Raw genomic sequence first — 23,304 nt, 5'->3', positions numbered from 1 at the left:
ACCGTAGAAGGTGTCAGCGGGGAAGGGTGATGCGCTGTTTTTCCGGCAGGTCGTCGTTTGGCTGATAGAGAAGGATGGTCTTGCCGATGAGCTGGACCAGGACCGCACCGGTGCGGGCGGCGACCTCTCCTGAGGCTTTCTTTTTGTCAACCGGGCAGTTCTGGCCCAGTTTGACCTTGAGCAGTTCGCGGGTCTTCAGGGCATCGCGTACCGACTGGATGACGCTGTCGCTGATGCCTTCCCGGCCGATCAGGACCACCGGATCCAGGTGGTGGCCGAGGCTGCGCAGGTAACGGATCTGTCTGGAGTTGAGGGCCGGTATTCTTTTTTCCTTGTTTTTCTTTTTGTCAGCCATGGTCAAGTTGCTATCTGGATTGATTATTTGAGCACTGTGGTGAAGGATGGTGTCCGCTGCCGGGATTTTTTGCCGATGTCGGTCGGTTTCGGGCTCAGGTGAACAGATTGGTGAAGATCCGGTAGCCACCGACCCAGGTGCCGATGGAGGAGCCAAAACCGGTCATGAAAAAGACCAGGAAGACCCGCAGCAGCCTGTTGCGCCACCATCCCCTGACTGAGCCGATATCCTGGCCCACAGCCTCAAACTCCCGTACTACCGGCGGGTTGGTCATTACCTGGACAAAGGCGCACACATAGCCGGCGCCGATGATCGGGGTGAGGCTGGTGATGGGAGCGGCGGCAAAAGCGGAGAAGATGGTGGCCGGATGGGCCCAGGCGATCATGGCGCCAATGGCCGAGGGGATACCGTTGGCCAGGATCCAGTACAGGGCATTGGCCCCGGCCTCGCTTACTCCCTGGCGCAGGCCGATGGCGCCGATGGAGAGAATGATGGCCACAGGAATGGACCAGCCCAGGATTTTCCAGGTTTTCGAGACCGGAGGGATGGTATCGATCTCGGCCATCCGGTGGCTGTTATCTTCATGGATGGCTCGCTCGATGCCGGCCATGTGCCCGGCTCCTACCACGGCGACGATCCGTTTGCCCCTGGCATTCTTGATTTTTTCCGCCATGTAGATGTCCCTTTCGTCGATGAGCGCCTCCTTGGCCTGGGGCATGACCTCGCCGATCTCTTTCATCAGCTCGGAGAGTACGTCTTTTTTGCGCAGCTCGGCCAGCTTTTCTTCGTCCAGCTCGGTCTTGTCAAAGAGCGAACCGATGAGAGTGGCCAGCAGGTAGCCTTTTTTGAGAAAGGGGGTGGCCTTCCAGGCCCGGCGCAGGGTCACCCGCACGTCCCGGTCGCAGAGCTCCACCGGGATGCCGAGCTCAGAGGCCACATTGGCGGCCGTGAGCAGTTCGGTGCCCGGCACGATGCCCAGCTGGCCGCCTAGTTTTTTCTGGTACGAGGCCAGGATCAGGTTGACCATCAGGGTGGCCAGCTGCTTGTTGCGGATTACCTGCTTCAGGTCCAGGTTTTCCCACCGTTCCCGCCTGGACAGGGCCTGGAATCGTTTCTCGTCCAGTTCGATGCACACAGTGTCGGGCTGCTCCTCCTTGATGATCTGTTCGACAATCTCGGCTGAATGTCTGGAAATATGGGCCGTGCCCACCAGAAGGATGGTTTTGTCGCCACTCCTGATGACCGTGGCGTCCTGTGGATATTCACGGGCAGGGAAGAGAGGGTCTGAAGGTGTTTTGTCTGTTGTCTGGTCAGTCATGTATCTGCTCGATATGTATTCGCATCCGGCCCGGGCCGGAAATTTTTTTCTTTTTTATGTCTGTTCGGCGCTCGGTCGCTGCCATGAGCATATCCCATTCCACCGGGACGATGATGATGGTCAGGAAGGTTGCGGTGCACAGACCGGTGACAAAGGTCATGGCCATGGTGCCCCAGACCAGGGAGTATTCCGGTATGCCAAGCGCCATGGGCAGAAGCCCGAGCGTTGTGGTCAGGGTGGTCAGGATGATCGGCCGTAATCGGATGTTGGTGCCGACGACAATGGCCTGGTGTCTGGTCAACCCCTTTTGGTAGGCCTTGTTGATGAAATCGACCAGGACCAGGGAATCGTTGACCACAACCCCTGTTACTCCGACAATAGCGATGAATGAGTTAATAGTAAAGAGGGAACGGGAAAGAAAGGTGCCGTAGATCACTCCGATCAGGGCGAAAATCACCGCCGAAATGATGATCAGTGGTTGGGTATAGGAGCTGAACTGGGCCGCCAGGATAAGGTATATCAGCGTCAGGGCTATGAAAAAGGCATAGGTCAGCGAGGTGTACGAGCGCCGGGTGGATTCATATTCTCCGGCAAAGTTGAGGCTGACGCCGGGATACTGGTCCTGGACCGATTTGAACCAGGCCTTGACCTTCTCGACCACGGACTGGGAGGACACGGCACTCTCCGGACGCAGGTCCGCTATAAGGGTCACGGCGGACAGTCCCTGGAATCGGTTGAGAAAACCGGGCTCGATGGAAAATTGCGGCTCGACCAGGTCACCCAGGAGTATCGGCCCGTCTGGATGGGCGATGGCCACGGCCGCAAGGGCTTCTTTCAGGCCATGTTCCGGAGTAGTGGCCAGCTTGAGCTTGATGTCGATTTCTTCGTCCTCGAGCCGGTATTTACCCACGATCCGGCCATTGAGAAGCGAGGCGGCCAGCAGGGCTACCTGGTCCGGAGTGAGATTGTATTCCATGGTTCGTTCCGGCCGGATTGCAAAGCGCAGGACCCGGCCCGGCTGACCCTGGTCGTCCTGGAGATCGATGAGCCAGGGGGAGATGTCGGGATCATGGCGCAGGAAATCCATGGTCCGGGCTGCCACCTCCTGGACCTGATCCCGTTGCCGGCCCAGGATACGGATGTTGATATCCTTGCCTGTCGGCGGCCCGTCTTTTTCCGGACGGATGTGGAGCCTGAAGCCGGTCTCCCGGCTGAAGTGGGCCAGTTTGCGGCGCATGGAGTCGAGGTGGAGGAGGATATCGCCGGAACCGTCCTCGAACCTCCGGTCGCGGCTGGCCGGCAGGGTGACCACAACATGGCCCACCTGGCTGCCCCAGACCGGATAGTAGTCCTCGTTGAGGTAGAACCCGGCAATACCGGCCGCAGAGGTCGCCATGCCCGGGCCGTCGGCCATGATCTCGGCGGCGATTCTTTTTATCAGTTCATGGGTGGTGTTGATGGATGTTCCGGCCGGCCCGGTGACTTCCACATAGTAGAGGGAGTAGTCGTCCGGGAAGAACGAGACCCTGATGAGGTTCATCCGCCCGGTGAGAGAGACCAGGGCGATGAACAGGGCAAGTGAGAAGAAGAGTAGCAGGAGCAAAAGCGACCTTTTGCGATAGATCAGCACCCGCTCGAGCAGGTAGTTGAACAGGGCTCGGTTGAATGCCATGAACCGGGTATCCTCGATCTCCAGACTGTGGCCGTCGCCGCTGATGCGAAAGCGGCGCTCCCGGTTTTTTGTCGAGACTGCCCGCTGGCCGAAGTCCAGGTAATGGACCGGGAGAATGAAAAGACATTCCAGCAGCGAGGCGATAAGGGCGTAGGTGACCGCCTTGGGGATGACGGCAAAGAATTCGCCGGTGGAACCGGTCATGATCAGCATGGGCAGAAAGGCTGCGACCGTGGTCAGGGTCGCCGAGACCACCGGTAAAAAAACCTCGGCTGTGCCGTCTTTCACCGCGTCGTGCAGTTTCTTGCCCTGCTGGACATGGCGGTAAATATTCTCCACCACCACGATGGCGTCGTCGACAATGATTCCTGAGACCAGGACAAAGGCGAACAGGGAGATTTCGTTGATCGAGTTGCCGGTCAGGTACATGATGGCCATGGTGACCATGAAGGAAAAAGGAATACCCACCGTGGTCAGGGCCGCGTTGCGCAGTCCCATTACAGACCAGATGAGGATGCAGACCAGGGTGATGCCGAGAAGCAGGTTGGTACCCAGTACCCGCATGGAATCCTTGATCCTGACCGTGGAATCCTGGGTGACGATCAGTTCGACCCCCTCTTCCCGGTACCGGTTACGGTTTTCTTCCACCACCTTCCTGGTCTCGGCAGCGATATGAATGGCATTGCCCTTGCGGGTTTTGATGAGCTGGAGCGAAACACAGTCCTGGCCGTTGATCGAGGACATGACAAAGGGCTGGCGGTAAGAGAGGGTCTCGGGCAGGGGGGCTTCGGGATGGGCGACAATGTCGCGGATGCGGACAAAGGAACCGTCCCCGTCTTTCCGGATAATGGTGTCCATGACCTGGGTCCGGCTGTGGAACCGTTCGTCCACCCGGAGCATGAATTCCCCGCCCGGGGTGTCGTATGTGCCGGCCGGGACGGTGATGTTGGCTTGGGAGAGGGCCCGTGCCGCCTGGTCAAAGGTGACACCAAGGCTTTGCATGCGCTCCTGGTCGAGCAGGACGTGGAATTCGCGGACGAATTCGCCGATCATCTTGATTTCCTTCAGGTCCGGGACGCGGGCCAGGAGCCTGGTTTTCAGGTCGCTGGCCATCAGGTTCAGAGCCCGGTTGGAGCGTGCCCCGACAATGTTGACCGAAATGGCGGGAAACCAGTCGTTGACATCGAGTTCGTTGAACCTGGGTGGCTCCACAGTGTCCGGCAGGTCGGAAAGAATGGTCTGGACCCGAAACCGGACTTCGTCGTAGCCGCGCTGGTAGTCAGTGTCATCGATGAACTTGATGAGGATGGATGAACGCTCCCGGTAGGAGTGGGAGAGGATATACTCGACGTTATCCATGTTTTCCAGCGCGTCTTCGATCACTCTGGTGACCAGGGCCTCCACGTCTCCGGGAGATGCGCCGGGGAAATAGGTGTCGATCATCACCTTGCCGAAATGGATATTTGGATAGCGCTCAACAGATGAGCGCAACATGGCATAGGCTCCGATCACCATCAGGAGCATAAAGAGGAGGTTGCAGAAGACTTTCTGCTTGAGGGTGAAATGAACAAGTCCGGTCATGAAAAAATTGTCAGTTGGTTCCCTGTATCTCCCGGAAAAACAAAATTTCGGGACCGGGCTGGAGCCAGATTTCCGGCCCTTCAGGCAGAGTTTGGGAATTACCGGTCACGGGGCTTTTGTTCTGCAGGTTCGGGACAGATAATCCAGTCACCGGCCTGGAGTCCGGACGAGGAAATTCGCAGCATGGGTACACCGCTGTGGTCATCCGGGGCCGGGCCAAGGACGATGACCCGGATTCTGGAGTGATCGGAACGGGTGATCCAGTATTCCTCGTACCGTTCTTCCACGGCCGGGGCTGGAACCAGAAGACCGCCCAGGGGATCGGGGAGGCGCAGTGTGAGTTCGACCCGCAAGCCCCCGCGGTGCACCGGCAGCCGGGCCATGGTCTCCCTGTCCAGGGCCAGCTCAATTCTGGTTTTGCGCGTGACTGGGTCAAAACCAGGGGAGATGCGATATAAAGAGGCGGTCCCGGAAATGTTCAGTTCCGGCAGAGAGACCGGGATCTTTTTCATCTGTTCCAGGGCCTTAAGCTCGATATAGGTTACTGCCAGGGGCACGGTCAGGGTGCGAAAATCTCCGGCCCGGGCCAGGGACTGGCCGGATGTGACCCACTGGCCCGGTTCCACGTGCCGGGCCATGACCAGAAAGCCGGGAGGACCTGGGACCCGGTGGCGGGCAAGCAGCTCTTCCAGCCGCTGTTTTTCGGTTTCCAGGCCTTTCAGGACGAGCCGGACCTTGTCGCGCCGCAACACGGCTGCGTCCAGCAGGGAACGGGCCGAGACCTGGCTGGCTACCAGGGATGTATAGCGGTCCACTTCCTGTTGTTCGTAGAGCAGTTGGCGTTGGTTCTGCTGTATCTTGTTGAGGGTGGCGCTGAGTTCCAGCCGGGTGAACAGGGAATCAATGGTGGCAAAAATACCATTGTCGGGCAGGGGTTGCCCGATATCCGCCTCCACACTCAGGCAACGGCCGGATACTTCGCTGATGATGTCAAGTTCAGATCGGGGGCGGGTGAAACCGCTGAAGCTGGTTTCCACGAAGGAGGGCTGGACAGTACAGGTGGTGACAACACCATTCACGGAGGCCGGAAAGATCCAGCCGGGCATCAGAAAAAAAAAGAGGATTCGTGACAGCATGCGTGGGCCGAGGTCGGGCTGCGCTTTACCCTTTCTTGATGACCAGCCGCTTGCCCGGGTGGATCATGCTGGAGCGCAGATTGTTCCAGCGCTTGATATCCCCGGCCGATACCCTGAACCGGCGGGCGATGGTCCACAGCGAGTCACCGCTGCGCACCCGGTAATAGGTAACGACTGTGTCACTTCCGACCCGGATGGCCGGTTTCCGTTTCTTGGTCTCGGCAAGCACCGGGTAGTCGCTGGCCGGGGACCTGGTGGTCGTGGCCGTCGCATGCACAGTTCCGTAGCTCCCCCCACGGTCCAGGTAGAGGGCCAGGTGCTCTCCGGCCCGGATCTTGCGCGCGTCGGTGATGTCGTTCCACTGCATGATGATGTTCACCGGCACGTTGTAGAGCCGGGAAATCCTGCCCAGGGTATCGCCACGGCGGATCTTGTGGAGGACCAGTTCGCCATCCCGGCCGGCGGCGGCAAAGCGGCTTTTCGGGGTTTCGCCTTCCTTGAGCAGGATATACTTGGTGGTCCGGTAGGGGATTCGCAGTCGCTGTCCGGGTCGCAGGGTGGCGCTGTGCAGGTTGTTGGCCTTGAGGAGCGTGGTCTTGTTGAGCCCGTATTTGCGGCAGATCCGGGTCAGGGTGTCGCCCTTGCGAACCTTGTGGGTCTTGAAGCCGGTGGTGATCACCGGGTGGAGACGTTTGAGGTTTACGGCCACCATCTCGCCACTCCCCTCGGGTAACCGCAGGGTATAGGAGGTGAGGTCCGGGGGCGTCTGGTTGCGCAGAAGCTCGGTGTTGAGGTCTTTGAGGGCCTTGACGCTGATGTTGCCGGCCGTGGCCACTGCGGCCAGGTCGGTGCGCGGCGGGACTTTGACCAGATCATAGCGTTCCGGCTCTTGGTACTTGATATCGGTGAATCCGTATTTTTCCGGCTCACGGGCTATAAGGATGGCGGCGATCAGTTTGGGTACATATCTTTTGGTTTCCAGCCGCAGGTAGCGATACCTGGCCAGCTGCCAGAAGTCGCGGGTCTTGTAGCGACGGATGGCCCGGCCGATTTTGCCTTCTCCTGCATTGTACGCCGCCACGGCCAGGTACCAGTCACCAAATTCATCATACAGGGCTGAGAGATAGGCAATTGCCGCTTTGGTGGCTTTTTCCGGGTTGCGCCGTTCATCCACCCAGCGGTCGATACGCAGGCCATAGTTCCTCCCGGTGCTGCGGATGAACTGCCACATTCCCGAGGCATGGGCCCGGGAGTAGGCCCGGGGGTTGAAACCTGACTCTATCATGGCCAGGTAGACAAGATCCCGGGGCAGGCCTGCTTTTTCCAGTTCTTTCTCGATGGCGGGCAGGTACTTGGTGGAGCGGGCCAGCCACCGCTTGAAGTAGTGGCGCTGCCGGTTCTGGAACAGGTCGAGATAGAATTCCACCTGTTTGTTGATGGTGATGGGAAAGTCAAAGGAAACCTGTGCTTCTTCGGGCGGGATTTCTCTGGCCGGTTGTTCCCATGGACCAAGCTGGTTGAGAGCGGAAAGTTCTTCTTCAAGCAGCTGCTGAGGTTCGGCCACCTCGTACTGGGCAACAGTGTCCGGAGGGGTGTCGATGGTGTCAGGATCTGCCTGGCTGTCGACCAGGTATGTGATGGGGGTACAGGCTGAAATCGCTGCCAGGAGAGCAAAGAGCAGGCAGCAGGGAGTAAATGAGTGTGTCTTCATGCACCACTTCCAGGGGGTGGACCGTACGAAGATCCTGAAATCATGTTGCGATAGCGGGACCTTTTTTAGGTCGGATGATTGTTATCACGGTTTTTTACCATTATAATCATGTGGTTTTCAACAAAAAAAACAGACCCTGGCAATTGCTGGACTCGAACAGGAGATGGTTGACAGTCTCAGAGAAGATGGTGTCGTCGCAAAAAGTCCCCTCTGCCGCGTTGTCGCAGGTACGGCCAATACTCGACGTGTCATGTATACGCATCTGCCTGGCCGACATTGCTGCGCCTCGGAGTCTTGCCCCGTTCGCGAGTTCGTCAGAAGCTGAAATATGAAAAAAAGTTTTGTAAATGACCTTGATGATGAATAGTGTTGAGAGTACGTTTCTGATCGTCCGGCCGGACGATCAGAAACGTAGGTGTAGCGTTTAGACTCTCCTCTCCAGGACAATAAAAAATCTGACCCGACGTGATACGACGTTTTTTCAAATATCTCTTTGTTACGCTTATGGTGCTGGGGCTGCTGGCCATGGCTGCTGCCGGCGGTGGACTCTATTATCTCATTGTCATCGATCCCGGGCCCAAGATCGAACAATCCTATATTCAGTCTGTGCTCGGGCGGGAAAGCCCGGTTTACTATCGGGACGGTGAGGAAAAGATCGGTGTCCTTTTCCAGGGGACCCATCGGCAGTATCTCACTTACGAGCAGATCCCGAAAAATTTTATCAACGCCCTGGTGGCGGCCGAGGATGACCAGTTTTTCCACCACTTCGGGGTGGATATTCCCGGCATTGTCCGGGCCATGATTGTCAACATCAAGGCAGGTCGGGTTGTGCAGGGGGGAAGTACTCTCACCCAGCAGACCGCCAAGAACCTGTTCAAGCGCGAATCCCGCTCCTTCAAGGCTAAGTTGCGTGAACTCCTCTACGCCTTTCGCCTGGAATACCATTATCCCAAGGAAAAGATCCTCGAGTTCTATATCAACCAGTTCTTTGTCTCGGGCAACGGACACGGCTTGGGGGTGGCGGCCAGGTATTATTTCGACAAGCAACCCGATGAACTCACTTTGCTGGAGTGCGCCTTCATCGCCGGCAGTGTCAAGCGTCCCAACTATTATAACCCCTTCACAAAGAAGACCGAAGCTGCTGCGGAACGGGCAAGGAAGCGTGCCGAGGCCCGGGCCGCCTATGTGCTTGGCAAGATGCGTAAGCTGGGGATGATTTCCGAGCTCCAGTATGGCCAGGCCATGGCCGCGGATATCGTCTTCAACCGGGGCAAGCTGTCCTACGCCCTCAACACGGTTATGGACCTGGTCAAGGACGGGCTCGCCGACCCGGCCATCACTGCGGCTCTGGAGGAAAACGGCATCTCCAATGTCTCAACTTCCGGTATCCGCATCATCACCTCCGTGGAACGGGACCTGCAGGAAAAGACACTCTATGCCTTGCGCCGCCATCTCTCGGTGCTGGATGTGCAGTTGCGTGGCTACGAGCGGGAACAGGTACAGAAAGAGTATGCCCGGATCGATTTTGCCGGGGAACTGGAGCCCCGGGCCGGGTCTTTTCTCTTTGGCACCATCGTTTCGGTGCAGACCGGTGACGGGGACGGGGTGCGTATCCAGGTGGATCTCGGGTCCAAGAAACCCCGGGGTACCATCGATCGCAAGGGTCTTTCCCGGGTGTTGACCGCATATGTCCGGTACAACGGCCAGCGCTGGTCCGAGGTTCAGGATGGTGATCTGGCCCTGCTCCTTGATCAGCTCCACGAGGGAGACAGGGTGTTTGTTTCGGTCAGGAACATCGACGAAGGCGAGGGGACACTGGCTCTGGATCTGGAAAAATATCCCAGGCTGCAGGGGGCAGCGCTGGTTCTTCAGGATGGGGCTATCCGCGCCATGGCCGGGGGCATGGAAAACCGCTATTTCAACCGGGCGGTCAAGGCTCGACGGCTCATGGGATCGACATTCAAACCGTTCCTCTTTTCGGCAGCCCTGCAACTGGGCTGGAATGCAACCGACCTCCTGGATAACCGGCGCAGCGTCTTTGTTTTCATGGATCGGCCTTACTTCCCCCGTCCGGACCACCACAGTCCCTACGACTTTGTTTCCATGAGCTGGGCCGGGGTAACTTCCGAGAACGTGGCCGCGGTCTGGCTCCTGTATCATCTTCTGGATCACCTCACCGAGCCGCAGATACGGGAGGTGGCGGCAAAGCTGGATATGGCCCCCCGTATCGGCAGCAGTGGCAAAGAGAGCTACAGCAGGTTCAAACAGCGTATCCGGGATCAGTTCGGGATCCGGATCAATCGCGATGTTCTGGCCCAGGCTGCTTACGAACTGACGGTACGGTCGCTGGAAGCTGATTTTCTGTTTGAAAACCGTGAGGAAGAATACCGGAAGTTGCTGGATCTTCCCTATGGCCTGAACTATGACCGGTACAGCGAAGAGATAGAGCGGCAGCTCGAGAATCCCGAGCTCAGGAACCGGGAACGGGCCGAGTTGAAACTGCGGCGGAAAATTCTGGCTCACAGCTTTGTCTCCCTCAGCGCGGTTCTGCCGGCCTTTGACCGCTATAAAAGTTATATCAGTGATCAGCTCCGGCGCCAGGACGATTTCGACCTTTTCTCCATCTTCAGCGGGCCTGAGCCGCTGATCCCGCCTGAAGGCCGGATATACAGTGATGGACAGGGTCGGTTTATTTTCAGTCTCACCGACGAGTCTAAACCCCGGTGGCAGCTTGTGGAGGCCCGGGAGCTGGTGCAGCGGCTCGGAAGTATGGATGCGGAAGAGCGGGCCAGATTCTGGGAAGAAATTCAGCTCGAAGGCAGGGTAACAGCCCGGGCCCTGCGTCAGGTTGCCGTTCAGGCGGAAAGAGAGTTGGCCTTTCTTGTTACCCGCAAGCCCTATTCCATGGACGTCCTGGCCAAAATCCGGGACTACCGGGTCATGCTCGGGCTCCAGTATCTGCGCAGTCTTGGCCGGGCCGTCGGCCTTACCTCAAGGCTGGAGCCGGTACTCTCCTTTCCCCTGGGTTCCAACGTGATCACTCTGCTGGAAGCTGTGCGGATGTACGAGACCATGGTCCAGGGCGACTTGTTTGAGCCGGTACGGCCGTTGGTGGAGGAATCTGAAGAGGATGCCGATGAAATTTCCTTAGAGGGGCTGGCAATTATCGAGCGGATCGAAACCGCGGACGGCAGGGTGATTTACCGCCAGGAGATGACCCGGGGCCGGGTTTATGACAACCGGGTCAGCGCAGCGGTGGACCACATCATGCAGAATACCGTGACCTACGGTACCGGCCGTCAGGCCAGGAACACGGTACGGCTGCACAGCCGGGATCCGCAACAGGAAGAGGAACTCAAGGCGTTGGATATACCGGTACCCATGCTTGGCAAGACCGGAACCTCCAATCAGTTCCGCAACGCAGCCTTTCTCGGCTTTGTGCCGGTTCTGGCCGAAGATGGACAGTCGGTGATGCAGTTCGATGGTGGCTATACCGTCGGAGTATATGTGGGCTATGATGAAAACATGCCCATGGTCCGCGGCACGACCCATGTCACGGGATCGTTCGGAGCCCTGCCCATCTGGAGCCGAATGGCTTCGTCGATCCTCGACCTGGAACGGGTCGGTGACCTGGTCGATCCGGTGGATCTCACCTTCAACGGCCTGGGGCTCCGCTATCCGGCCACAGGGCAGCTGTTTGTCCCGGTGGATCCAGACAAGGGGGGGGCAGTGATTCCCGGCCGCGGGGCCCGGGACGGGCTGATACCGCCCTCGTCCCCGGTCATCCTTACCTATGGCCGGATCATGGGCCGCGGTCATTTTGAGCCGGACCGGTTTTTCAGACCGTTTTGGAAAAACGGAGTCCAGAGCCGTTAGCTTACTTGAAGCCAGGGAATATTTCAGTTCCCGTAGAAACCGATTGTCCGAGGGCGTGTTTTCTGCTATTTATTTTTCTGTTCCCTGGACTTAAGTGTTCCGTTCATTTGTAACACTTTAGAAATACATAAATTGTACTTATCTATCTTGTTGCAGGGATAACCGATGCAGCGCCCGTTCAAGCAGTGGAGTGCGTAGAGGCTGTCCGGCATCCTGCCGTACTTTTCGCAGGATTTTCAGCAGGTCACGGTCGCCTTTGTTCGCACGGAAGGGGTGCCGGACTCTCCAGCCTCTTGTCTGAAGCCGGGCGGGTATCCATACTTTCGGGCTCCCGGGGGAACGGAACAGTCTCCATCTCCGGCCGGTAAGATTCCGGCGGGAAAACAGCTGTAACCTGGAAAAAAACATGGTCAAATCGTGTGTCTCCCATCGTCATCTTGGCATGTTGCTCTGGTGTCTGATTCCCGCGGTGCTGGTTGGCGGCTGTGTGACCGGCCAGCAGGTTATCGATCCCTACCAGGCCCGAACTGAGCGGGAAGCGGCCATGGAGGCGGCACGACAGCAGGAAGTGCGGGAGCCAATGCCCCTGTCTCCCTCCACAACCACCCGGTTTCCTGCATCAACCCGGACCGATACCGCCACTCCGGCAGCCGGGGATGACCTCCTTATGCCTGTGCTGGCGCTTATCAACGATCGCATATACGCCTATGAACAGAAACTGGAGAAATGGAAGGAGTTCAGCGCCCAGGTCGAGAAACTCGGTCTTGATTCCGAGCGGGAAAAAATCACCTCCTGTCAGGAGCAACTGCAGGGTATCTATGTGGGTTATAACGGCCTCCATGAAGTCCTGCTCCAGGAGGACAGGGTCGATGCCGCCCGGCTGCTGGCGGCCAGGTCCCTGGTGGAGCTGGAAAAAAAGGATATCGAGTTCCTGGAAGGGGATTGCCCCGCTCTGATCAGCGGTTCCGGCCGTGCGACTTTGAAAGCCACCACCCTCTCCCGCACCTTGAAGGAAGTAAGGGATGCCATTGACCAGGCCATGAGCGGGGATGAGTATGACGAGGTGATCAGGCTTTACCGGGAATTCACTGCCGGCTCCGAACAGCAGCCGCCCTATGATATGACCTACCGCTATGGCATGGCTCTGCTGAAGTCGCGGGAAGATGAAGCGGCCAGGGATGTCTTTCTGGGGCTGCTTGAAGAGTTGAAGCGTCAGGACGTGGTCGGCAGGCAGTTCGAGCTGATGCAGCTTGTCGGAGACCTGCAGTTCGGGATGGAAGAGTACGGTCCGGCGAAAAGACAGTACAACGATATCATTGACACCTATGGCAGGCTGGAGGAAAAGAATGAGTGGGCCCTCCAGCAGCTGGCTTCCCTGGACGTGGCCGACCAGCAGGCCGACGAGGTTCGTGCCTATGCTGATCTTTTGCGGGCCTACCTGGAATACACCCCGGAGCGCGATGGGTACCTGGTGGTGGAAAAGGCTCGTTCCTTCATCGATTCCTATCCTTATTCACCGGTGACCTCGGCAGTGGATCGTCTGCTCAAAACGGTGATGGATCAGGCGGATACCTGGTTCAATTCCAGTATCATGGCCAGGATCGAAACCCTGGCCGGAGAAAAGAAATACCAGGATGCACTGGAGCTGCTCCAGGACGTGGATCGCGGGATTCTGCCGCCGGAAAAACAGCAGCTGCTCAAGGAAAAAGTAAGGGAATTGACCACTCTCCAGGCCATCGAGGCGGAAACACAGCGTCTGAAGCGGGAGCAGGAGCTCCAGGAGCAGTGGAATATGGCCATGGCGCATCTCGAGGCCAAGGAGTATGACCAGGCCATCGAGATCTTTTCCAGCTTTCTGGACAATCCATCCTATGCCGGCAAGGCCCGGCAGCGGATAGACGAAGCGGCCCGTCTTGCCGCCCAGGAAGACAGGCGCCGGGCCGCTGAACTTTTTGTGCGTGCCAACCGGACCCATGATCTGGAGAGTCGCAAGAAACTGCTGTTTGCTTCCCGGCGCCTGCTGCAGGATATTCTGGTAAAATATCCGCAGACAGGCCTGACCGACAAGGTGAAGCGGAACCTGCAGCGGATCGAGGAAGAGATCGCGGCCATTGACCCGGCTCTGCTCGACAATCCGACCACGGTGGATGGCACACCGGTGGAACCGGGGCCTCAGCCTTCCATCACCGTACCCATTCCCGGCGATAAGGCGACAGGACAAGAGCAATAAAACTGACTGAAGAGGAGTATGTGGCGATGAACAGAAACCTGATCATAGGTGCGTTGGCTGTCCTGATGGTCCTTGGCTCGATCTGGGGCCAGATCAACAACAGGAGCAGGATCTATCTGAAAGAGGAGCTGAAAAAGGTCGAGGCCCAGCTTGAGGAGGAGCGGAACCGGAGTTCCGAGGAGCAGAGCCAGGTTCTGAGCAAGACCGCCGAACTGCAGAAAGAAGTCCAGGAACTTCAGGCCCAGCTGAGCAGGGCCCGGGAGGAACTGGTAGCCCTGCGCAAGGCCAACAAGGGGCTTGAGGCCCAACTCTCTGAGCGGGATGCGGTCAACCAGAAGCTTGCCAGGGAGAAGGATGACCTGACGGCTCGCCTGGCCTCTCTCCAGGAGGCGATCGCGGCTCAGGAGGCGGCCGGCCAGCAGCTCAAGGCCCTGCAGAAGCAGGTGGCCGAGTGCAACGGTGCCCTGCAGCGGACCCGGGAGCAGGCGGCTTTGCTTCAGAAGGAGCTGGGGTCCAAAGACGCTGCCCTCAAGGACCTGGAGCAGCAATTGGCCCGGGTGAGCGCTCAAGAGCAGGTTGACGAGCAGACCAGGGACGAGGTGGCCGAGGTTACGAGAGATCTGCAGCGGCAGCTGCAGGAGGCCCGTCAGACCATTGAGGAGCTGCGGGATCAGCTGGTTGCCGCTGAGCATGACAGCAAGGTAGCCATGGCCAGGATCGAGCGGGAGCTTGAAGCGGCCCGGGCCCAGATTCTCGGTATGGAGAAGATTATTGACGAGAAGAACGCGGCTCTGGATGAGACCAGCCAGGAACTCGACAGGTTGAAGATCAACATGGATGTCCTTCTGGCCAAGGTTGCCGAACAGCGTGATGCCCTCCAGGAACTGCAGCAGGAGAATCAGGACCTGGCCAAGGAGCTGGCAATCAGAGACGAGGAGATCGATTCCCTGCGGGACAGGCTCATGCAGAGCCCGGTGCAGGAGTAGCTGTTTTTCCTGCCCTGCATCCATCGGTGATGGGGTCATGAAGGCGCAGATCCTTGACAAAACGGTTGAAGACATCCGGAAATCTCCCGATCCCCTGGAGCTCGTCCAGCGGGAGGTCCCGGATCCGCAGCCCGGACAGATCCTGGTCCGGGTTGCGGCCTGTGGTGTCTGTCACACCGAGCTTGACGAGATCGAAGGTCGTACACCGCCCCCTCAGCTGCCTGTTGTTCCCGGTCACCAGGTGGTGGGTACCGTGGTGGCGCTGGGTGAGGGTGTCAGCCGGTTCCCGGTCGGTGAGCGGGTTGGGATAGCCTGGATCTATTCCACCTGCGGCCGATGTGAATACTGTAGGGATGGGCGGGAAAATCTCTGCCCGGAGTTCCGGGCCACCGGCCGGGATGTTGACGGAGGGTATGCCGAATTCATGGTCGTGGGCGAGGATTTTGCCACCGGGATCCCTGATTCCCTCTCAGACATTCAGGCCGCACCGTTGCTCTGCGCCGGGGCCATAGGTTATCGTTCCCTCAAGCTGACCGGCCTTGAAAACGGCCAGCGGCTCGGTCTTACCGGCTTTGGCGGCTCGGGGCACCTGGTCCTCAAGATGGTGCGGTTTCTCTATCCTGAGACCGAAGTGTTTGTCTTTGCCCGCAATCCTTTGGAACGTGAGTTCAGCCTGGAGCTTGGTGCAGTATGGGCCGGGGATACCGGCGACACCCCGCCGGCACTGATGCACGCCATTATCGACACCACCCCGGCCTGGACGCCGGTGGTGTCCGCCCTGGCCAGCCTGGTCCCGGGCGGCCGGCTTGTGATCAACGCCATCCGCAAGGAAGACCGGGACAGGGACGCCCTGCAGGCCCTGGACTACGCGCGTCATCTGTGGCTGGAAAAGGAGATCAAGAGTGTGGCCAATGTCTGCCGTAATGATATATCGGGATTTCTGGACCTGGCCGATCGGCTGTCCATTGTACCACAGGTTCAGGTTTATCCTCTGGAAGAGGCCAACCGCGCCCTTTATGACCTGAAGACCGGCGCTGTTCGTGGTGCGAGGGTACTGAGCATTGGTTGATTCCATTCTTGCCTTTTTTCATTCTACCTTGGGCAATTCCCATCTCTGGGGATTTCTCGCTGCCACTCCCTTTATCGTTGCCGGGTTTGTCGGTGTGCTGTTGCCGGTCCTGCCAGGCACGGTGATGATTTTCTGTGGCTTTCTCCTCTACGGGTTTATCACCGGGTTTGATGGGTTGCAGTTGAGTTTTTTTATCGGCCAGCTGGCCCTGGTGGGGCTTTCCTACCTGGTTGATTTTCTGGCCACGGCTCTGGGAGTACGGATGTACGGAGGCTCGAAGGCCGCGGCCTGGGGAGCGGTTCTTGGCTCGCTTTTGGTCTTTGTCATTGGTCCGCTCGGCATCCTGGTTGGCCCCCTGCTGGGTGCTGTTGCCGGTGAGCTGCTCATGGGGGAGGAAATCCGCCAGGCCCTGCAGTCCGGCCTTGGCTCTTTTCTCGGTTTTGTCGGCGGTACCTTGGCCAAGCTGCTTCTCTGCACCATCATGGTGGCCTGGTTTGTTGTCAGTATCGCCTGAGACTTTTCCTGAGGGCCGGAGTCCCCTGCCAGCGTCCGTACTCCTCTGCCTGCGAAAAATTCCCTCTCCATTCACCACAGGTTCGTCACCCTGTAGAGTCCCGGGCCGGTGGGGCCTTATTGCTAATGGCAGTTGACAAAGGGGTGTATCTCGCTTACTTCTTGTTGCCATCATCTTCCTGCAACAAAAGAATAATACCATAGTACTTTGAGGAAAAATGACTGATATTGCAACAAAAGAGATGACTGTTTCCGGGTGTGAGCTCCATGCTCTTGAAGCTGGCAGCGGTCAGGATGTCCTGCTGCTGCACGGGATGAAGTTTCAGGCCGCCACCTGGAAAGAACTGGGAACCCTGGAAAAACTGGCCAAAGCTGGATATCACGCCGTGGCTCTTGATATGCCCGGCTTCGGCGGCTCTTTGACCTGTGATCAGGACCAGGACACGGTCCTGGCCGAATTTATCAGGTGCACTGGCCTGAACAGGCCGGTCCTGGTGGGGCCCTCCATGGGGGGACGGATCGCCCTGGAGTTTGCCATCAATCATCCGGACATGGTGAGCAGCCTGGTGCTGATTGGCCCGGTCGGGGTCGAAGAAAACCAGGAGCACCTCGCCCGGATCAGGATTCCGACTCTGGTTATCCGCGGCTCTGAGGATCAGATTTCGCCGGCCTCCAGTGCCCAGATGCTGGTCTCGACCGTCCCTGGCTGTCGGCTGGTGGTTTTTGACGGCGCACCGCATCCCTGCTACCTGGATCAGCCCGAACAGTGGCACTCCACCCTGCTTGATTTTCTCGGTGAACCGGCGTCCTAACCCTGACCTCCACGCAAATTCATGGGAAAAACACTTATAATTGCCGAGAAACCAAGCGTTGCCGGCGATATTGTCAAGGCGCTGCCCGGACGGTTTAAGAAAACCAAGACCCACTGGGAAAGTGAAAACTATATTGTCTCCTATGCTATTGGCCACCTGGTATCCATAGCCTATCCTGAAGAGGTCGATCCCAAGTACCAGAAATGGAGCCTGGAGAACCTGCCTATCCTTCCGGAAGAGTTCCCTCTCACAGTGTTGCCCGGCACCAGGTCCCAGTACAATGCCCTGGCCAAGCTGATCCGGCGCCGGGATGTGGAGGTGATCGTCAATGGCTGTGATGCCGGGCGCGAGGGTGAGCTGATCTTCAAATACATCATGAAGATGGCGGCCACCAGGTCCACGGCCGGTAAAAAGATCCGCCGGCTCTGGCTCCAGTCCATGACGCAAAGCGCCATCCGTGAAGGACTGGCCAGCCTGCGGGACAACGAGGAGATGCTGCCCCTGGAGGATACGGCCCTGTGTCGTTCCGAGGCCGACTGGTTGATCGGCATCAATGCCACCCGGGCTCTTACCTGTTACAATTCCCGCCATGGCGGTTTTCGTAAAACCCCTTGCGGTCGGGTGCAGACGCCGACTCTTTCCATGCTGGTCAAGCGCGAGGCCGAGCGGCGCAGTTTCAGGCCCACCCCATATTGGGAGCTGCACGGCTGTTTCGTTGCCGATAAGGTAACGTACAACGGGGTGTGGATCGAGCCGGAGTTCCGCAAGGATCCGGGCAATCCCCATGCCCGGCAGAACCGGATCTGGGACCGGGAAAAGGCCGCGGCCATCCGGGAAAAATGTGAAGGAAAAGAGGCCCTGGTTTCCGAGACCTCGAAGAAAACAACCCAGCGTTCGCCCGGGCTTTATGATCTGACGTCGCTGCAGAGGGAGGCCAACTCCAGGTTCGGTTTTTCGGCCAAGAATACCCTGGCTATAGCCCAGGCCCTCTATGAACGCCATAAGGTGATCACCTACCCCCGGACCGACAGTCGCCATCTGCCCGAGGATTACCTGCCCACGGTGCGCAAGGTGGTGACCTGTCAGAAGGGATGGCAGTTCGGCCGCTTCGCCGAGGAGGCTCTGGCCAGGAAATATCTGAAAAAGGACAAGCGGATCTTCGATAACAAGAAGGTCAGTGACCATTTTGCCATCATTCCCACCGAGGTTCTGCCCGGGTCCCTGTCCGAGCCGGAACAAAAGATTTACCAGATGATCGTCCAGCGGTTTCTGGCCGTGTTTTTCCCGCCTGCAGTGTTTCGCAACACCAGGAGGTTGTCTGTGGTCGAGGGCGAGACCTTTCTCACCGAGGGCAAGATCCTGGTGGAGCCAGGCTGGAAAGCCATCTACGGCAATCTGGAGAGTGGCAGCGATCTCCAGCCCCTGCCTCCTGATACGCCGGTTGTCTGCAAGGAGATCGAGCAGGAGGAGCACGAGACCAAGCCGCCGCCAAGGTTTTCCGAGGCCACGTTGCTGTCGGCCATGGAAAACTCGGGCAAGCTGGTGGATGACGAGGAGCTGGCCGAGGCCATGAAGGAACGCGGGCTGGGCACCCCGGCAACCAGGGCCGCCATCATCGAGAAGCTGCTCAATGAGAAATATATTGTCCGCGAGGGGAGGGAACTTGTGCCCACGGGCAAGGCCTTTGAATTGCTTTCTCTTCTGGAGGTCCGCGATATCGATGTTCTTGCTTCGCCCGAGCTGACCGGAGAGTGGGAGTACAAGCTCAACCAGATTCTCCGGGGCGAAATGACCAGGCCCCAGTTCATGGCCGAAATCCGCGACATGACCCGGACCATTGTCGAAAAGGTCAAGGCCGGTGGCGGTCCGGAACGGAAAGAGGCCTCCTTTTCCCCGGTGAACGGGGTCCGGTTTTACGAGACCGCCACGGCCTGGGAGTCGGAAGACAAGAAACTGGTGATCCGCAAGGTCCTTGGCGGCCGGGTTATGGACGAGAAAGAGGTGGTGGCCCTTATCAGGGGTGAAACTATCGGGCCCTACGGTGATTTTCGCTCCAAGAAGGGCCGGACCTTTTCCGCCTCCATTCATATCAACAACTCCAAGGTGGAGTTTCTCTTTGCCGACTCCACCAGTGAGCTGGATATGGAAGGGATCAAGAAAGGAGAGGTGCTCGGGCTCTCGCCCATTGACCAGACACCGGTTTACGAGACGCCGTCGGCCTTCATGTCGGAATCGGCCCTGGAGAATGATCGGGACAGGGGATTGCGGATCTCCAAGATTATTCTCGGGAGGCGGATCGATCCCGATCATATCCGCCAGTTGCTGGATAAGGGCAAGACAGAGTTGATCACCGGCTTTATGTCCAAGAAGAGAAGGCCCTTTGACGCCTACCTGACCCTGGACTCCAGAGGGAAGCTCGGGTTTGAGTTTCCACCGCGCAACTCTGCGGCCAGAAAGGGAAAAAATGTCAAGTGAGACAGGGACCTGCCGCGGGTTCAGGCGATAATGAAAAAAGTCTGTACCGGAAAGAAGGAAAGAATAAACCGACCCTTGAGAGGTGTCACTTCTTCCGCAAGCAAGATCCGGTTGAACCGGACAGGAAAGAATTCATATTATGCAGAAACTAAAGAAACAGTACAGTGAGCTTGGCGGCCGGGAATTGGCCGCGATTTCATGCCGGATCGCCTCGGATACCAAGGCCGAGGATCTGGTGGTGCTGGACCTGCGCGGTCTGACCACTTTCACCGATTATTTCGTGATCATGAGCGGTCGTTCCACCCGGCATGTTCAGGGTCTTGCCGAGGCTATCGAAGGGGAACTGAGTGCCAAGCGGATCACCACCAAGAACTGCGAGGGCTTGAGCGAGGGGCTCTGGGTCCTGCTTGATTTTGACGACCTGGTGATCCATATATTTTATCACGATACCCGCAAGTTTTATGATCTGGAAGGACTCTGGCATGATGCGCCCCGGATCGATCCCGAAGCCCTGGTGGCCGAGATCATGGAGGATGAGGCCCGACCATGACAGACGCACCCCTGATACTGGCAATCCTTGATGGCTGGGGCATTGGTGAGCCGGTGTCCACCAATGCGGTTTACGCGGCCGAGACCCCGAACATGGATCAGTGGACCAGGGAGTTTCCCTCGACCACTCTCGTGGCCCATAACGGCATGGTGGGGTTGCCTGAGGGCCAGATGGGCAATTCCGAGGTCGGCCATCTCAATATCGGGGCCGGCCGGATCGTCTACCAGGATTACACCCGGATAAACCTGGCCATTGAACAGGGCGAGTTCTTTGACAATCCGGCCCTGGGCGAAGTCATGGACCGGGTGAAGGAGCGGGACAGGGCCCTGCATCTCTTTGGTCTGCTCTCCGATGGCGGGGTCCACTCCCATATTCGCCATCTCTTTGCCCTGCTGGAAATGGCGCGGCGCCGGGGGCTTGAACGTGTCTATATTCATGCCTTCATGGACGGCAGGGATACCCCACCTTCTTCAGGCATCGATTATATGCGCCAGCTGGCCCTGGAACTGGATCGGCTTGGCTGTGGTCAGGTGGCGACCATCAGCGGGCGCTACTATGCCATGGACCGGGATACCCGCTGGGATCGGGTGGAGAAGGCCTGGCAGGCCCTGGTGGAAGGACAGGGTGTCCGGGCTATCGATCCGGTACAGGCCATCCATGATGCCTATGAACGGGGGGAGACCGATGAGTTCATCCTGCCCACGGTACTGGTCGATGACCAGGGAGCACCTGTGGGTTTGGTGCGGGACGGTGATGGTATCATTTTTTACAATTTTCGGGCCGATCGGGCTCGCGAGCTGTGCCGGGCTTTTATCTGGCCCGATTTCCAGGGCTTTCCTGTGGATCACCGGCCCCGGGTGGATCTGGTTACCATGACCGAGTATGACGGCGAGTTCGATTTGCCGGTGGCTTTCCCGCCCCTCACCCTGACCCATATCCTTGGCGAGGAGGTGAGCCTCCACAACATGCGCCAGCTCCGGATCGCTGAAACCGAGAAGTATGCCCATGTGACCTATTTCTTTAATGGCGGCCGGGAGGAGCCCTTTGCCGGCGAGGACCGGGTTTTGGTGGATTCACCCCGGGAGGTGGCCACATATGATCAGAAACCCGAAATGAGCGCGGCCGAGGTGACCGATCGGCTGCTCAGCGCCCTGGACGAGAGCGAGGCGGCCGGAAAGCCGTATGATCTTGTGGTCCTCAACTTTGCCAATGGAGACATGGTCGGTCATACCGGGGTTCTCCCGGCGGCGATCAAGGCCTGCGAAACCGTGGACCGCTGCCTGGGGCGCATCCGGAAGTGGATGAAGGCTCGGGGCGGGGTCATGCTGGTCACTGCCGATCATGGCAATGCCGAGGTCATGGCGGACCCGGAAACCGGGGAAGCCTACACCGCCCATACTCTTAATCCGGTACCGCTTGTTCTGGTCAGTGACGCCCACCGGGGACGAAGTCTTGGCGATGGCGGAGCACTCAAGGATATCGCTCCCACTATCCTGGAGCTTCTTGACCTGCCCAGGCCGGACGAGATGCAAGGGGAGAGTCTCCTTTGCGACTGATCGACTTTCTCTCCAGTCCACGGAGAAGATGATAACATTCAATTTTTTTTACAACCGAGCTGGATAAAAAATATGCGCTACATAAGCACCCGCGGCGGAATCGATCCCATACCGTTCAAACAGGCAGTGATGATGGGCCTTGCCCGGGACGGCGGTCTGCTGCTTCCGGAGAGGCTTCCCTCCATTGACCGGACCAGGCTGGAATCGTGGCGTAATCTACCCTATCAGTATCTGGCCCGCGAGGTTCTGGAACTCTTTATAGACGATATCGACCGGCTGGACCTCGAGGTGCTGGTGGAAAATTCCTATGCCTCCTTCCGGCATCCCCAGGTGACTCCCATACGAAAAGTCGGAGACCTTTTTATCCTGGAACTCTTCCACGGCCCAACCCTGGCTTTCAAGGATGTTGCTCTGCAGCTGCTCGGCAACCTCTTTGAGTATCAGCTCAGGGAGTCGGGCAGTTTCATGAACATCATCGGTGCCACCTCCGGCGATACCGGCAGCGCTGCCATTTACGGCGTCCGGGGTAAAAAGGGGATCAATATTTTTATTCTCCATCCCCATGGCCGCACGAGCCGGATTCAGGCCCTGCAGATGACCACGGTTCTGGACGAGAATGTGTTCAATATCGCCATTCGCGGCACCTTTGACGATGGCCAGGCCATTGTCAAGGAGCTCTTCGGTGACCTGGAATTCAAGGATCAGTACCATCTCGGGGCCATCAACTCCATCAACTGGGCTCGTGTGCTGGCCCAGGTGGTCTACTATGTCTATGCCTGTATCAAGCTGTGGCGAAACGGCATGGACAGTGTGGATTTCTCGGTGCCCACCGGCAATTTCGGTGATATCTTTGCCGGGTACGTGGCAAAGCACCTCCTGCCCGAAGGGTGTATCAACCGTTTGATTCTGGCCACCAATGAAAACGATATTCTCAGTCGGTTCGTTAGTCAGGGTGACTACTCCAAGAGTACGGTCCGGCCGACCAGCAGTCCATCCATGGATATCCAGGTCGCCTCCAATTTCGAACGCTATCTCTACTATCTGCGTGGAGAGGATTCCGCACAGGTGCGCCGGGATATGGAAACCTTTGCCCGGGAGGGCCGGCTGGATTTTTCAGACCTGCGCGACCAGGTGGCCCGGGATTTCGTTTCCCGCCGTGTCAGCGAAGAGGAGACCATCGAGACCATTGCCGATGTCCACAGGGAACAGGGCTATCTCCTGGATCCGCACACGGCTGTGGGGGTTCGGGCGGCCCGTGAACTTGGTGGAGAACGGCCGGTGGTCTGCCTGGCCACGGCCCATCCTGCCAAATTTGGTGATGCGGTGAAAAAGGCCATCGGCACCGAGCCGGAGCTGCCACCGGCTTTGGCCGACCTGGAGAGCCGGGAGAGCCGCTGCGAAATTCTGGACGCTGACACCGAAAAGGTCCGAAACTTTATCAGGGAGCATGCTCTTAAGGGGTAA

15 protein-coding genes are annotated in these 23,304 nt (G+C 58.2%); 10 read left to right on the top strand and 5 right to left on the bottom strand.

All coding sequences use genetic code 11. The annotated features are described in order from the left end of the window. Positions 1-13 precede the first annotated feature (13 nt). The 5 genes from yhbY to ACXJJY_RS06640 all read right to left on the bottom strand — a co-directional run bounded on the left by yhbY (position 14) and on the right by ACXJJY_RS06640 (position 7,773). Positions 14-355 carry a ribosome assembly RNA-binding protein YhbY gene (gene yhbY / locus ACXJJY_RS06660; RefSeq protein WP_456386198.1) on the bottom strand — a complete coding sequence of 114 codons (342 nt, stop codon included), beginning with the start codon at positions 353-355 and terminating at the stop codon, positions 14-16. A 94-nt stretch (positions 356-449) separates the two neighbouring features. After that, the gene (locus ACXJJY_RS06655) at positions 450-1,673 is read right to left on the bottom strand and encodes a TraB/GumN family protein (RefSeq protein WP_456386196.1); all 1,224 of its coding nucleotides are present in this window, start codon (positions 1,671-1,673) and stop codon (positions 450-452) included. Beyond that, positions 1,666-4,926, bottom strand: coding sequence for an efflux RND transporter permease subunit (locus tag ACXJJY_RS06650; protein ID WP_456386194.1), 3,261 nt, complete (start codon positions 4,924-4,926; stop codon positions 1,666-1,668). The genes ACXJJY_RS06655 and ACXJJY_RS06650 overlap by 8 nt, the downstream gene beginning before the upstream one ends. A 98-nt stretch (positions 4,927-5,024) precedes the next feature. Beyond that, a complete protein-coding gene (locus ACXJJY_RS06645; RefSeq protein WP_456386192.1) occupies positions 5,025-6,005 on the bottom strand; it encodes an efflux RND transporter periplasmic adaptor subunit in 981 nt (326 codons plus the stop codon). Between the two features lie 82 nt (positions 6,006-6,087). Then, positions 6,088-7,773, bottom strand: coding sequence for a LysM peptidoglycan-binding domain-containing protein (locus ACXJJY_RS06640; RefSeq protein ID WP_456386190.1), 1,686 nt, complete (start codon positions 7,771-7,773; stop codon positions 6,088-6,090). A gap of 465 nt (positions 7,774-8,238) precedes the next feature. Between ACXJJY_RS06640 and ACXJJY_RS06635 the strand changes: the two genes are divergently transcribed. The 10 genes from ACXJJY_RS06635 (at position 8,239) to thrC (ending at position 23,304) form a co-directional block, all read left to right on the top strand. Next, positions 8,239-11,649 (top strand): transglycosylase domain-containing protein, encoded by a 3,411-nt coding sequence (locus ACXJJY_RS06635; RefSeq protein WP_456386188.1) that lies wholly within the window; start codon positions 8,239-8,241, stop codon positions 11,647-11,649. A gap of 406 nt (positions 11,650-12,055) precedes the next feature. After that, positions 12,056-13,879, top strand: coding sequence for a hypothetical protein (locus ACXJJY_RS06630; protein ID WP_456386186.1), 1,824 nt, complete (start codon positions 12,056-12,058; stop codon positions 13,877-13,879). A gap of 26 nt (positions 13,880-13,905) precedes the next feature. Beyond that, positions 13,906-14,865 (top strand): coiled-coil domain-containing protein, encoded by a 960-nt coding sequence (locus ACXJJY_RS06625; RefSeq protein ID WP_456386184.1) that lies wholly within the window; start codon positions 13,906-13,908, stop codon positions 14,863-14,865. A 37-nt stretch (positions 14,866-14,902) separates the two neighbouring features. Further along, complete coding sequence (locus tag ACXJJY_RS06620; RefSeq protein ID WP_456386182.1) at positions 14,903-15,934, top strand: zinc-dependent alcohol dehydrogenase family protein; 1,032 nt, start codon at positions 14,903-14,905, stop codon at positions 15,932-15,934. After that, entirely contained in the window at positions 15,927-16,448 is a 522-nt protein-coding gene (locus tag ACXJJY_RS06615; RefSeq protein ID WP_456386180.1) for a DUF456 domain-containing protein, read from the top strand. Before ACXJJY_RS06620 ends, ACXJJY_RS06615 begins: the two co-directional genes overlap by 8 nt. 217 nt (positions 16,449-16,665) lie before the next feature. After that, entirely contained in the window at positions 16,666-17,259 is a 594-nt protein-coding gene (locus ACXJJY_RS06610) for an alpha/beta fold hydrolase (protein ID WP_456386178.1), read from the top strand. Between the two features lie 21 nt (positions 17,260-17,280). Further along, entirely contained in the window at positions 17,281-19,734 is a 2,454-nt protein-coding gene (locus ACXJJY_RS06605) for a DNA topoisomerase III (RefSeq protein ID WP_456386176.1), read from the top strand. Positions 19,735-19,873: 139 nt separating this feature from the next. Continuing rightward, positions 19,874-20,284, top strand: coding sequence for a ribosome silencing factor (gene rsfS / locus ACXJJY_RS06600; protein WP_456386174.1), 411 nt, complete (start codon positions 19,874-19,876; stop codon positions 20,282-20,284). Further along, positions 20,281-21,840 (top strand): 2,3-bisphosphoglycerate-independent phosphoglycerate mutase, encoded by a 1,560-nt coding sequence (gene gpmI, locus ACXJJY_RS06595; RefSeq protein WP_456386172.1) that lies wholly within the window; start codon positions 20,281-20,283, stop codon positions 21,838-21,840. Before rsfS ends, gpmI begins: the two co-directional genes overlap by 4 nt. A 72-nt stretch (positions 21,841-21,912) precedes the next feature. Beyond that, positions 21,913-23,304, top strand: coding sequence for a threonine synthase (thrC, locus tag ACXJJY_RS06590; protein WP_456386171.1), 1,392 nt, complete (start codon positions 21,913-21,915; stop codon positions 23,302-23,304).

The sequence above is a fragment of the Desulfolithobacter sp. genome (assembly GCF_054025815.1).
Note: the sequence above shows the minus strand (reverse complement) of the source record. Positions and strands in the feature narration are given on the sequence as shown.

Coding starts and splice junctions, on each gene's coding strand:
- yhbY (WP_456386198.1), bottom strand. CDS start 355: ATGGCTGACAAAAAGAAAAACAAGGAAAAAAGAATACCGGCCCTCAAC.
- ACXJJY_RS06655 (WP_456386196.1), bottom strand. CDS start 1,673: ATGACTGACCAGACAACAGACAAAACACCTTCAGACCCTCTCTTCCCT.
- ACXJJY_RS06650 (WP_456386194.1), bottom strand. CDS start 4,926: ATGACCGGACTTGTTCATTTCACCCTCAAGCAGAAAGTCTTCTGCAAC.
- ACXJJY_RS06640 (WP_456386190.1), bottom strand. CDS start 7,773: ATGAAGACACACTCATTTACTCCCTGCTGCCTGCTCTTTGCTCTCCTG.
- ACXJJY_RS06630 (WP_456386186.1), top strand. CDS start 12,056: ATGGTCAAATCGTGTGTCTCCCATCGTCATCTTGGCATGTTGCTCTGG.
- ACXJJY_RS06625 (WP_456386184.1), top strand. CDS start 13,906: ATGAACAGAAACCTGATCATAGGTGCGTTGGCTGTCCTGATGGTCCTT.
- ACXJJY_RS06620 (WP_456386182.1), top strand. CDS start 14,903: ATGAAGGCGCAGATCCTTGACAAAACGGTTGAAGACATCCGGAAATCT.
- ACXJJY_RS06610 (WP_456386178.1), top strand. CDS start 16,666: ATGACTGATATTGCAACAAAAGAGATGACTGTTTCCGGGTGTGAGCTC.
- ACXJJY_RS06605 (WP_456386176.1), top strand. CDS start 17,281: ATGGGAAAAACACTTATAATTGCCGAGAAACCAAGCGTTGCCGGCGAT.
- rsfS (WP_456386174.1), top strand. CDS start 19,874: ATGCAGAAACTAAAGAAACAGTACAGTGAGCTTGGCGGCCGGGAATTG.
- gpmI (WP_456386172.1), top strand. CDS start 20,281: ATGACAGACGCACCCCTGATACTGGCAATCCTTGATGGCTGGGGCATT.
- thrC (WP_456386171.1), top strand. CDS start 21,913: ATGCGCTACATAAGCACCCGCGGCGGAATCGATCCCATACCGTTCAAA.